An 11,881-nucleotide genomic window follows, 5' to 3' on the forward strand; every position below is an offset into this window, starting at 1 on the left:
GGTTGTTGAATACACCATGGGGGGCTGGTAATTACCAAGCCCCCCATCTTTCTAAGTGAGAAAAGAAAATGTCAAAAGAATTTAGCCGCACACAGCGTGTGTCTCAGCAGCTTCAAAAAGAGCTTGCCCTTATCCTACAACGTGAAGTTCGTGACTCACGTATTGGTATGGTAACGATCTCAGACGTAGAAGTGTCTCGTGACCTTGCATACGCAAAAGTATTCGTTACTTTCCTATGTATCGGCGAGCAAACGCCTGAATCGTGCCTTGCTGCTCTTAAAGAGCATGAAGTGCCAGTTCGTATGGCTCTTGGTAAGCGTATTCGCCACCGTCTAACGCCTGAAGTACGTTTTACTTACGACAACACATTGGTAGAAGGCATGCGTATGTCTAACCTAGTGAGTGAAGTTCTAAGCGACGATAAGCGTAAGCAGCAAGAAGCTGGCCGCACTGACGAAATTCAGTCTAAGGACGAAGAGTAATGGCTCGCCGTCGTAAAGGTCGCCCTATTAACGGGGTAATTCTGTTAGATAAGCCTACTGGTATTTCATCTAATGATGCACTGCAAAAAGTAAAGCGTATTTACTTTGCAGAGAAGGCAGGGCACACAGGTGCTCTGGATCCTCTTGCGACTGGCATGCTGCCAATTTGTCTTGGTGAAGCAACGAAGTTTTCTCAGTTTCTTCTAGATTCTGATAAGCGCTACGTAGTAATCGCTAAGCTTGGTGAGCGTACCAACACCTCTGACTCTGATGGTGAAGTGGTTGAAACTCGTGAAGTGAATGTGACTCAAGAACAACTTGAACGTTGCATTGCAAGCTTTAAGGGTGAAACCGACCAGATCCCATCAATGTTCTCGGCATTGAAGTATCAAGGTAAGCCTTTGTACGAATACGCTCGCGCAGGTATTGAAGTACCTCGAGAGTCTCGTAAGATCACTGTGTACTCTATTGAATTGCTTCGCTTTGAGGGTGATGAAGTTGAAATGGAAGTGCATTGTTCGAAAGGCACTTACATTCGCACAATTACCGATGACCTTGGTGAAATGCTAGGTTGTGGTGCTCACGTGACAATGCTTCGTCGTACTGGTGTAGCAAAGTACCCTTATGAACGTATGGTGACTTTGGAGCAGTTAAACGAGATCCTAGAGCAAGCACAAGCGCAAGAAATTGCACCAAAAGAGCTGCTTGATCCACTTCTGATGCCAATGGACACTGCCGTAGAAGACTTACCAGAAGTGAATTTGAACGCGGAACTGACTGACCTAGTTCAGCACGGCATGCCAGTTCAGGTTTCTGGTGCACCAACTGAAGGCACGGTTCGTATGACAAGTGGTGAAGAAAAGCTGTTTGTTGGCGTTGCTCAGATTGCAGAAGATGGCCGAGTTGCACCTAAGCGCTTGGTGGTTTTCAGAGATGAAGAGCCACAAGCGTAGCGTTTAAATCGAGTCAGAATATTAGTCGTTCGTCCTTAAGGGCCAACAATTGATAAAGAAAGCGAGCCCTTTCATTCAGTGGTTCGCTTTTTTCGTTTTAAGGCGTTCGATTGTTATTGCACCAATTCATAAACTTCCCTATAATCCTCGGCTCGCGTAGCGGCTGAATCAGAGATTGGCTGCTACAAATATAAACTTACTCTTATCAGGAGAGAATTATGTCTCTGAATGCAGAAACTAAAGCAGCAATCGTTGCAGAATACGCACAATCTGAAGGCGACACAGGTTCACCAGAAGTACAAGTAGCACTACTTACTGCTTCTATCAACCACCTACAAGGTCACTTCAAAGCACACAAGCACGATCACCACAGCCGTCGTGGTCTACTACGTATGGTTTCTAGCCGTCGTAAGCTTCTTGATTACTTGAAAGGCAAAAACCTTGCTCGTTACCAAGACCTAATCAAGCGTCTAGGCCTACGTCGCTAATAGCGATGTCTGCAAAGACAGTTTGAAGAAAAGGAGCATTTATGCTCCTTTTTTTGTGCCTGTAAGAAAATGGCAGACCGGATGCTTAGAATATCACCTGGCTTTTTCTGATAGGAAATATATCTCCTAATAAAAATAGTTTATACTACGCCCGCCTATAGCGTTTTCACGTTTGGCAATCAACCTTCTCAAGAGATTACAGTCACAGATGTCGGCCAATAGGTCGCGACTATTCAAAGGCGGATTTGGTCCTAATTCGGCGTATGAATTCATACAAAGAAGCACTATCTCGAGTCCCTTTTCACTAGTCGCGATTGGTAATATCTTGAGTCATTATTCACTTAATCTAAAGTCATGACTTTAGAGCTAAGGATATACAATGTTTGAAAAACCAGTTGTAAAATCGTTCCAGTACGGTAATCACACCGTTACTCTAGAAACGGGCGTAATCGCACGTCAAGCTACTGCTGCTGTAATGGCAACTATGGACGATACATCAGTATTCGTTTCTGTTGTTGCTAAGAAAGAAGCTGTTGCAGGTCAAGATTTCTTCCCTCTAACAGTTAACTACCAAGAGCGTACATACGCTGCGGGTAAAATCCCTGGTGGCTTCTTTAAGCGTGAAGGTCGTCCTTCTGAAGGCGAAACACTAACAGCTCGTCTGATTGACCGTCCAATTCGCCCACTTTTCCCAAGTGCGTTCAAAAACGAAGTTCAAGTTATCGCTACGGTTGTATCTATCAACCCTGACGTAAACCCAGACATGATCACTATGATCGCAACGTCTGCTGCACTTGCTATCTCTGGTGCACCATTCAATGGTCCTATCGGTGCTGCACGTGTTGGCCACATCGATGGCGAACTTGTTCTTAACCCATCAAATACTGAGCTTGAAAACTCTAAACTAGACCTAGTTGTGTCTGGTACAGAAGGCGCAGTGCTAATGGTTGAATCTGAAGCAGATAACCTATCTGAAGAAGAGATGCTTTCAGCTGTTGTTTTCGGTCACGACCAACAACAAGTTGTAATTAAAGCGATCAACGAGTTTGCTGCTGAAGTTGCAACTCCATCTTGGAACTGGGAAGCGCCAGCAGTTAACACTGAGCTTAAAGCTAAAGTTGCTGAGCAAGCTGAAACTCGTCTATCTGACGCGTACCAGATCACTGAGAAAATGGCTCGTTACGAGCAAGTTGGCGCAATTAAGAACGACGTTGTTGAAACTCTAATTGCACAAGACGAAAACCTAGATGAGCGCGAAATCCGCGGCATGCTTGGTTCTCTAGAGAAAAACGTAGTACGTAGCCGCATCATTGCTGGCAACCCACGTATCGATGGCCGTGAAAAAGACATGGTTCGTGCGCTAGACGTACGTACTGGTGTTCTTCCACGTACACACGGTTCTTCTCTATTCACTCGTGGTGAAACTCAAGCACTTGTTACTGCAACGCTTGGTACACAACGTGATGCACAAATCATCGATAGCCTAATGGGTGAGAAGAAAGACAACTTCCTTCTACACTACAACTTCCCTCCATACTGTGTAGGTGAAACTGGTTTCGTTGGTTCTCCTAAGCGTCGTGAAATTGGTCACGGTAAGCTTGCTAAACGTGGTATCCAAGCTGTAATGCCTTCTGTTGATGAATTCCCATACACAGTTCGTGTTGTATCGGAAATCACAGAATCTAACGGTTCTTCTTCAATGGCTTCTGTATGTGGTACATCTCTAGCGCTTATGGATGCTGGTGTTCCAATCAAAGCTTCTGTTGCGGGTATCGCAATGGGTCTTGTTAAAGAAGGCGACGATTTCGTTGTTCTTTCTGACATTCTTGGCGACGAAGATCACCTAGGCGACATGGACTTTAAAGTAGCAGGTACTAATGCTGGTATCACTGCACTTCAAATGGACATCAAGATCGAAGGTATCACTAAAGAGATCATGCAAATTGCTCTTAACCAAGCGCAAGGTGCACGTAAGCACATCCTTTCTGTAATGGATGAAGCTATCTCTGGTGCTCGTGAAGATATCTCTGAATTCGCTCCACGTATCCACACAATGAAAATCAGCTCTGATAAGATCAAAGATGTTATCGGTAAAGGTGGCGCAGTTATCCGTGCTCTTTGTGAAGAAACAGGTACTACAATCGAAATCGAAGACGATGGCACGATTAAGATTGCTGCTACTGAAGGCGCAGCTGCTAAAGAAGCTATCCGTCGTATCGAAGAGATCACTGCTGAAGTTGAAGTTGGCCGCATTTACCAAGGTAAAGTTGCTCGTCTAGCTGACTTCGGTGCATTCGTTACTATCCTTCCAGGTAAAGATGGTCTAGTACACATCTCTCAAATCGCTGACAAGCGCGTTGAGAAAGTGTCTGACTACCTAACTGAAGGTCAAGAAGTACCTGTTAAGGTTCTTGAAATTGACCGTCAAGGCCGTGTACGTCTAAGCATGAAAGAAGCAGTTGAAACACCAGCTGAAGGCGAAGCACCTGCTGCTGAGTAATTCTTAGCGTATTGATGGGAATATCGCTTTTTAGTGATTTCTAACCCATTGGTAAAAAAGCATGTTATAAAGGGGAGCATATCGCTCCCCTTTTTTATTGCGGTCATAACAGGAGTAATTATTTGTGAAATGGTTTCAAACCGCGAGTATGTGTTTACTGCTTGTACTAACTGGTTGTGCGACAACATCAGATAACACCTCTCGTTGGGTTTATCCACCAATGGCAGTGCCACTGCAACCAAGTGTTCAACAAGAAGTTCAAATTGCACGCCTTAGTCAGTTATTACAGCGCCCAGATCTGAACGATGAAGTTCGAGCTAAAATGCTGTTTGAACGTGGTAACTACTACGACAGCGTTGGCCTGCGTGATTTAGCACGTCTTGATTTCAATCAGTCTCTTTCATTGAACCCCGCTCAACCTGATATCTTCAACCTTTTGGGTGTTTACTTTACGCAAGTAGGGGAGTTTGATGCCGCTTATGAGTCTTTTGATTCGACGTTAGAGCTTGATCCTGCAAACTCATATGCAGAACGAAATCGCTCTATCGCACTCTACTATGGCGAGCGCTATGATTTAGCCAATGAAGAGATGATGAAGCACTACGCCGATGATCCTAGCGATCCGTTTCGCGCTCTGTGGCTTTATATCATTCAGCATGAACTCACTCCAGAGCAAGCCAAGCTTGATTTGCAAAAGCGTTACGAGAGCCGTGATGAGCAGTGGGGATGGGTATTAGTTGCGATCATGCTTGACGATATTACTGAAGAGCAGGCTTTTAAGGCGATCTTAACGGGTACTCGTGATAACACGTTACTTGCACAGCGCCTAACAGAGACTTACTTCTACCTTGCTAAGCGCTACCACATGAATGGTGATTACGCGAATGCGATCTCTTTGTACAAGCTAGCGGTATCTTTTAACGTATATGAATACGTTGAACATCGCTATTCATTCCTAGAGTTAAGCCGTATCTTTAGCACGCTTAAAGCAGAACATTTGGCGCAGTCTAAACTAGCAGCCGCTAAACTGGCAGAAGCTGAAGAAGAAGCCAAAGCTAAATAAAATACATATTAGAAATTTAAGAAGCCGCTGCCTGTCAGCGGTTTTTTTATATGTCCTATTTCATTTCGATTGCTTTTTAATTACACAGTATTAAAATAGTTAGCCTTGCTAACTAAATGCAATGCTTTGATTGGGTAAGTATGCTGAACCAGAATTTAGAAAAGATTGAACGCTTCGCCTCTAAGATATGGCGAACTCAAGTTAATGAAGATCCTATCTGTCAATTGAGCTTCAATGAGTACGATTATTTGAAGGTCATTCAGGCGTCGCCAGAACCTATTAGGCTAACAGATCTTGCGGTTGAGATGCAGGTTACTAAACCTTCAGCGACTACCATGGTTCAAAGGTTAGAAAGAAAAGGCCTCGTCGAACGCAAAGCTTCGCTTGAGGATGCGAGATCTAAATTGGTCATTTTGACCGATAAGGCAGAAGTGGGGTTGGAAGAAGAGAGTAAGATCTACCAGGTAATGGCACAAATATTAGAAAGTCGTTTGTCTGAACAGGAATCCTTACAATTAAACCAGCTGTTATACAAAGCTTTGAAGTAAACAATTTAGATATTTAGTTAGCCTTGTTAACTAATTTGAGTCGCGTCATATTGATAGGTGGCTCACTAATGAAAGTAGAGTAAGAAATGAGTAACTCAATTAGTCGTCAATTCTGGCGATACACAATTCCTACCGTAGCAGCTATGTTAGTTAATGGCCTTTACCAAGTGGTAGATGGCATTTTCATTGGTCGTTATGTAGGTGCCGATGGACTTGCGGGTATTAACGTCGCGTGGCCTGTTATTGGGTCGATCCTCGGTATTGGTATGCTAGTAGGCGTGGGTACGGGGGCGCTTGTCTCGATTCACCAAGGTGAAAAAGATACTCAAGGCGCTAAGCAGATCTTAGCAACAGGTTTAACCTTGTTGCTAGCGATAACGCCTATTGTTTCTGCAGTGTTGTTTTTGTTCGCCGACAATTTCTTATTTTGGCAGGGTGCAGAAGGGCGTGTGTACGAACTCGGCCTGCAATATTTACACATCCTGATTGGTGCTAGTGTCTTCACTTTGGGTTCGATCGCGATGCCGTTTTTACTGCGTAACGACGACAGCCCTAATCTAGCAACGATACTGATGATCGTTGGCGCAGTAATTAATATCGTACTCGATTACCTGTTCATCGCTCTATATGGTTGGGAGTTGATGGGCGCAGCATTAGCAACAGCGATTGCCCAGTTTGTAGTGACTGCACTTGGCTTAGCTTACTTTTTCTCGCATCGAGCAAACCTTCGTTTACGCTGGAATGAATTGAGACTGAAACTTGATGTGATTCCACAAATCTTCTCGATTGGTACATCAAGCTTCTTTATGTACGCTTATGGTTCGATGATGGTGGCGCTGCACAATGCGTTGTTCTCCCAGTATGGCGACCAGTTGATGATTGGTGCTTATGCGATTTTGGGCTACATCGTGACGGTTTACTACCTCACTGCTGAAGGCATCGCAAACGGCATGCAACCATTAGTGAGTTACAACCATGGTGCGCGTAATCAAGCGAACATTCGTAAGTTACTTAAGATTGCGATGATGAGTTCAGTATTGATCGGTGTTGCGTTCGTGCTACTTTTGAACGCGTTCCCACGTGAGTTTGTGTCAGTATTTAACTCAGATGAACCTCAGCTAGTTGAGTACACCGTGTTGGGTATTCGACTACACATGTTTGCACTGGCTCTTGATGGCTTCTTAGTAGTAGCGGGTGCTTACTATCAAGTTGTGAACAAGGGCAGCAAGGCGATGTTTGTGACGATAGGTAACATGCTTATCCAATTACCTTTCTTGTATATTATGCCAAAGTTGTACGGTGTGCCGGGGATCTGGATTGCGTATCCATTGTCCAATATCGCGTTAAGTGTAGTTGTTATGATCATGCTCTACAAAGACGTAAAGAAGCTCGATGCTGCGCCGCTGGAAACCGCGACGGCGTAGATCGTTTTTCTTAAACTGAATGATAAAAGGTCTAGCGAATGCTAGACCTTTTTTGTATCTGTTACTGATTATTCTAATTTAAGGAACTAGATGTTCTTAACGTCTAAACCTGCGAGTTGATGCCAGTAACCGTTGCATTGGCGGCTTTCAATTTTCATCGGTTTTTGACCTTGCTCGTTCGCTCTGAAGTTATTAATTTCAGAGAAGGTATCGATGCCGAGTGGGCTTAAACGAACCACATCGACTAGGTCATGCATGTTCGGTAGATCGTTAACTAGGTTGTAGCAGTAGCCCGATTGTGTCTGAATGCCGTTAAGGTTAAATACCGACTGGCCTTCTTGGCTTTCGACTTGTAGCCCTGTTGGGTATTTGATACAACAAGTTTCGCAATCGTCTTTGGCTTTGTTTTCCGCGCGAGCGGTAAAGCAACGCGCTGAGTAAGCAAGTGGTAGGTAGCCGTGGCTAAATACTTCTACTTCGAACTTATTACGGATATTAAGATCTTCGCACTGTGTCATTACGTTGCTTAGCCATTCGCGAGAAAGCTCAACAGGCATACACCAACGCGTCATACCTTGTTTCAAGAACAGGTTCAGAGTGCGTGCGTTGTAGGTATTAACCGCCGGGCCAACCACAAAAGGCACTTTGCTTTCGCTTGCTAATTGAATCGCAGACACGTCGTTGGCTTCGATCGCAAAGTCACCGTTATCAATGTACTTCTTCATGATGTTGACTTCGCTTGGTGCTTCTAGCAATGCCATGGTGGAAAGTACGACTTGCTTGCCTGAAGCCGACAGCTCTTTGGCAATATCCATCCAGTGTTTTGCTTTCATCTCACGACGCTTTGAACACACGGCTTCACCTAGGTAGATGATGTCGGCAGAGCTTGATTTCGCTTGCTCATAGAAGCTTTCAACATCTTGTTTTGGCCAAAAATAAAGTAGAGGGCCTAATGCGTATTTCATTGAGTTCTCCATTTGGCTCTATTGCCATTTACGGTGATAAGCGCCAAGCGTGGTTTGTGTACCTTCAGATACATTTGCCAGTGTCGCGTTCCAAGCTTGTTCTACTTGGTATTGTTCAGGATTCGCTAAGTAGCGATCGATAGCAGCGCGCCAAGTACGAGTCACTTGTTCAACATAAGCAGGGCTGCGTTGGCGACCTTCAATCTTCACTGAGGCAACATTGGCCGCGAAAAGCTCAGGCAACATGGATAGCGTGTTTAGACTAGTCGGCTCTTCAAGTGCGTGATAGCGCTTACGTTCACCATCGATATCCGCTTCAAAACGACCCTTACACAGCGTTGGGTAACCTGCGTTCTCACCTGTTTCATACTTATCGATAAGGATTTCATTCAAGCGAGACTCTAGGCCGGTTTCTGTTTCTTGCCAGCGAACGTATTTAGCTGGAGAACAAGCACCAACTGTATTGGGTGATTCGCCTGTCATGTAGGAAGAGAGGTAACAACGGCCTTCTGCCATGATGCACAAGCTACCAAAGGCGAATACTTCAAGGTCAACGTCAGAAGTGATATTACGAGAAAGCTGTTTGACCTGATGAATCGACAATACGCGAGGCAATACCACACGCTTTACATTGAAGTTCTTGTGGTAGAAGTCGATAGCCGCCGCATTGGTTGCAGAAGCTTGAACTGATAGGTGCAGTTCTAAGTCAGGGTATTTATTGGCCGCGTATTCGAGCACCGCGATGTCTGCAATGATCAGCGCATCAACACCCAGTGCTGCGGCGTTGTCTACGGCGTTAGTCCATCGTTCGAAGCCATTTGGGTGAGCAAAAGTATTTAAGGCAACGTGAATTTTCTTGTTGCGGTCATGCACGTATTGCACGGCACGATCGAGCTTCTTACCCGCAAAATTAAGACCTGCAAAGTGTCGGGCATTGGTATCGTCTTTAAATCCGATATAGACAGCATCCGCACCGCAATCAATGGCGGTTTTCAAAGCAGGTAGGTTACCTGCTGGGCATAAGAGTTCCATTTGCTCACTACCAGTAGAATTAAGTTGAGGCGAGCATTTTATGAAGAATTATGAATGACGGAATTGATGTAAGGCAGGTTTAGATGGATAAATCTGCTTTTACTCCGTTTGAGGTACTGACTGGTGACCGTTTTTTGTGTTTTAGCTTATGAGGGAGAATTAAGTCGAATCACTTAACTAGTTTTTGTGACGGCGATTCTGAGCAAATAGCTCTTCAACATCTTGTTTTGGCTGAGGACGGTAGAAATGAAATCCCTGAATGGAGCTACAGTTGAGGTTCGACAGTAGCGTCGCTTGTTCACTGGTTTCGACACCTTCCGCAACCACAGTTAAATCGAGAGATTTACCAAGGTTGATGATGTTTTCGATTACTGTGATTTGCTTTGGTAGTGTATCGATATCAGAAATGAAGGCGCGGTCTATCTTAAGCTCATCAATTGGGAAGCGAGCCAAGTAAGACAGAGAAGAATAACCGGTACCAAAATCATCGATAGACAGAGCAAAGCCTAGTTTTTTAATCGCATTCAGCATTTGCAGTGTGTGATCACTGTCACTCATTACGGCACTTTCTGTGAGCTCAAAGGTAATGGCACTAGGATCTAATTCTGTAGAGCGTAGTAGTTTTTCAACGTAATCAATCAGTTTTGGGTTGCCGAATTGCTCTGGTGAAAGGTTGATCGCTACGCGGCCAGGTAGGATACCTTGCATTTTCCAGCGCTTAACCGTCGCAAATACTTCACGCATAACCACGCGACCAAGTTGCTCGATAAGACCAGCACGTTCCGCTACAGGGATGAATGCCGCAGGGCTAATATAACCTTCTACAGGATGCTTCCAACGTACTAGTGCTTCAGCGCCGTTGATGGTGAAGTCACGGGCATTGACCTTTGGTTGATACCAAACCTCAAGTCCATTTTGCTGAAGTGCTTTCTGCAGTTCAATCTCAAGCCACAGCCGCATACGCGCTTCTTTGTTCATTTGTTCGTTGAACTTAATCAGGCGGTTACGACCACGATCTTTGGCTTCGTACATAGCTGTGTCGGCGTTTTGCAGCAAGATACGTGCGTCTGTACCATCTTGAGGGAAGCTCACACTACCAATAGAGCAGGCTAAGCGTTTACTAAAATGGTGAAGATCGAAGGGTTGATTGATCAGGGAAATGATCTTCTCAGAGAGCGTTTCAGGTGTTCGAGGGTGTTCGGGCTCTGGCAGAATTACACCAAATTCATCACCGCCCAAGTGGCCAATAACTGCTTGGCGAGGCAATAAACGTTTTAATCGTGAAGCGACCTCTTTAATCACTTTGTCACCGATGTGATGGCCAAGTGAATCATTGATATTCTTGAGATTATCTATGTCCAAATAGAGCATCACAACTGGAGTTTCATTGTGAATGAACTGCTCAAGGCGCTTGGTAAACCCTACTCGGTTATAGAGTTTAGTCAGTGCATCAATGTAAGCATCTTCACTGTTAGCGGGTGTAAATTGTTTTGTGGTTTCTTGTGCGTCTTGGATCAGGACAAGTTGGGTATTACTACCAAGGACAGAAGTTGAGTCGATATGTAATTGAACCTTACGTTCAAAACCACATCGGGCACCCGTTAAGCAAACTAAACCAGACTCTGAAATAATAGAACTAAGGCTATTGTTGAAGACTGTTTTGGTTTGTTCATCGATAAATAGGCGACCTAATTCTTCGCCAATCAATTCAGTGGTCGAGTTAAATCCAAGTAACCTTGCTGCGGCCGGGTTTGACGACAGGATGTAATCATTTTCGACAAGAAGTAACCCATCAGGTAGCAGTTGAGATAGCTTGTGAAATTTTGCTTCGGATTCTTCTAAAGAACGAACAAGTACCTGGTTTTCTGAGGTATCGAAGGCATGAAAGACGATGTAGTCGGTTTTTTTGCCGTTAATTAGAGGGGAGAGGCTAAAGTGCAAGCTGGTATCGAGGTCAGTTTCGTTGAGAGTGACTTCAGCCTCAATCGCCTCGCCATTGAATGCTCGCTCATAATACGGCTTAAGATGTTGGTAGAATTGCTCACCCAATGTTTGGCGGTCATTCATCCCAGCAAGCTCGGTTTGACTTAAACCAGCAATATCGCAGTAACGCTCATTCACCATAAAATAGTTGTGTTGGGCATCAAGTACTGCAAAAAAGAACGGACTGTTTGCAGTTAGCTGGGTAAACCAATGTTGTAGTTGCTGGGGAGGCATCAAAGTACTACCAATTCTCCAAGAGCTTGAATATTCACTATCGATAAATATTTATTAATTTTTGTGTGACTATCGATATTTACCTGTGAGTGCAGCGATCCGCTGTAATTCTCATTACCTGAGTTACTATAACTGTGATTTTCAGGATATTAAAGGTCGAGTATCAAACAGAAGTTAATTTGATACATAACAGTAACTGAGATCTCAAC

The 11,881-nt window shown here is 44.4% G+C and carries 10 protein-coding genes; 7 read left to right on the plus strand and 3 right to left on the minus strand.

Annotation, left to right across the window (positions count from 1 at the left end; genetic code table 11):
* Positions 1–68: 68 nt before the first annotated feature.
* The 7 genes from rbfA (at position 69) to OCW38_RS03105 (ending at position 7,458) form a co-directional block, all read left to right on the plus strand.
* Positions 69–482: a 30S ribosome-binding factor RbfA gene (rbfA, locus tag OCW38_RS03075; RefSeq protein WP_010436137.1), complete on the plus strand. Its 414-nt coding sequence runs from the start codon at positions 69–71 to the stop codon at positions 480–482.
* Positions 482–1,435, plus strand: coding sequence for a tRNA pseudouridine(55) synthase TruB (gene truB, locus OCW38_RS03080; RefSeq protein WP_010436141.1), 954 nt, complete (start codon positions 482–484; stop codon positions 1,433–1,435). Before rbfA ends, truB begins: the two co-directional genes overlap by 1 nt.
* Before the next feature lie 218 nt (positions 1,436–1,653).
* Positions 1,654–1,923, plus strand: coding sequence for a 30S ribosomal protein S15 (gene rpsO / locus OCW38_RS03085; protein WP_010436144.1), 270 nt, complete (start codon positions 1,654–1,656; stop codon positions 1,921–1,923).
* A 379-nt stretch (positions 1,924–2,302) separates the two neighbouring features.
* Entirely contained in the window at positions 2,303–4,423 is a 2,121-nt protein-coding gene (gene pnp, locus OCW38_RS03090; protein WP_010436145.1) for a polyribonucleotide nucleotidyltransferase, read from the plus strand.
* Between the two features lie 124 nt (positions 4,424–4,547).
* Positions 4,548–5,486: a lipoprotein NlpI gene (gene nlpI / locus OCW38_RS03095; RefSeq protein ID WP_010436147.1), complete on the plus strand. Its 939-nt coding sequence runs from the start codon at positions 4,548–4,550 to the stop codon at positions 5,484–5,486.
* A gap of 140 nt (positions 5,487–5,626) precedes the next feature.
* Positions 5,627–6,034, plus strand: coding sequence for a MarR family winged helix-turn-helix transcriptional regulator (locus OCW38_RS03100; protein ID WP_010436149.1), 408 nt, complete (start codon positions 5,627–5,629; stop codon positions 6,032–6,034).
* A gap of 86 nt (positions 6,035–6,120) precedes the next feature.
* A complete protein-coding gene (locus OCW38_RS03105) occupies positions 6,121–7,458 on the plus strand; it encodes an MATE family efflux transporter (protein ID WP_261895051.1) in 1,338 nt (445 codons plus the stop codon).
* 86 nt (positions 7,459–7,544) lie between these two features.
* Here OCW38_RS03105 and OCW38_RS03110 read toward each other — a convergent pair whose 3' ends face one another.
* The 3 genes from OCW38_RS03110 to OCW38_RS03120 all read right to left on the minus strand — a co-directional run bounded on the left by OCW38_RS03110 (position 7,545) and on the right by OCW38_RS03120 (position 11,672).
* A complete protein-coding gene (locus OCW38_RS03110; RefSeq protein ID WP_016767826.1) occupies positions 7,545–8,423 on the minus strand; it encodes a U32 family peptidase in 879 nt (292 codons plus the stop codon).
* An 18-nt stretch (positions 8,424–8,441) separates the two neighbouring features.
* On the minus strand, positions 8,442–9,455 hold the full coding sequence (ubiU, locus tag OCW38_RS03115; RefSeq protein ID WP_016790251.1) for a ubiquinone anaerobic biosynthesis protein UbiU: 1,014 nt from the start codon (positions 9,453–9,455) through the stop codon (positions 8,442–8,444).
* A 177-nt stretch (positions 9,456–9,632) separates the two neighbouring features.
* Positions 9,633–11,672 (minus strand): sensor domain-containing protein, encoded by a 2,040-nt coding sequence (locus OCW38_RS03120; protein WP_261895054.1) that lies wholly within the window; start codon positions 11,670–11,672, stop codon positions 9,633–9,635.
* Positions 11,673–11,881 lie beyond the last annotated feature (209 nt).

This window comes from Vibrio cyclitrophicus (genome assembly GCF_024347435.1).
GTDB lineage: Bacteria > Pseudomonadota > Gammaproteobacteria > Enterobacterales > Vibrionaceae > Vibrio > Vibrio cyclitrophicus.

Excerpts from the sequence above, each read along its gene's own strand:
- rbfA (WP_010436137.1), top strand. The coding sequence starts at position 69 with ATGTCAAAAGAATTTAGCCGCACACAGCGTGTGTCTCAGCAGCTTCAA.
- truB (WP_010436141.1), top strand. The coding sequence starts at position 482 with ATGGCTCGCCGTCGTAAAGGTCGCCCTATTAACGGGGTAATTCTGTTA.
- rpsO (WP_010436144.1), top strand. The coding sequence starts at position 1,654 with ATGTCTCTGAATGCAGAAACTAAAGCAGCAATCGTTGCAGAATACGCA.
- pnp (WP_010436145.1), top strand. The coding sequence starts at position 2,303 with ATGTTTGAAAAACCAGTTGTAAAATCGTTCCAGTACGGTAATCACACC.
- OCW38_RS03100 (WP_010436149.1), top strand. The coding sequence starts at position 5,627 with ATGCTGAACCAGAATTTAGAAAAGATTGAACGCTTCGCCTCTAAGATA.
- OCW38_RS03105 (WP_261895051.1), top strand. The coding sequence starts at position 6,121 with ATGAGTAACTCAATTAGTCGTCAATTCTGGCGATACACAATTCCTACC.
- OCW38_RS03110 (WP_016767826.1), bottom strand. The coding sequence starts at position 8,423 with ATGAAATACGCATTAGGCCCTCTACTTTATTTTTGGCCAAAACAAGAT.
- ubiU (WP_016790251.1), bottom strand. The coding sequence starts at position 9,455 with ATGGAACTCTTATGCCCAGCAGGTAACCTACCTGCTTTGAAAACCGCC.
- OCW38_RS03120 (WP_261895054.1), bottom strand. The coding sequence starts at position 11,672 with ATGCCTCCCCAGCAACTACAACATTGGTTTACCCAGCTAACTGCAAAC.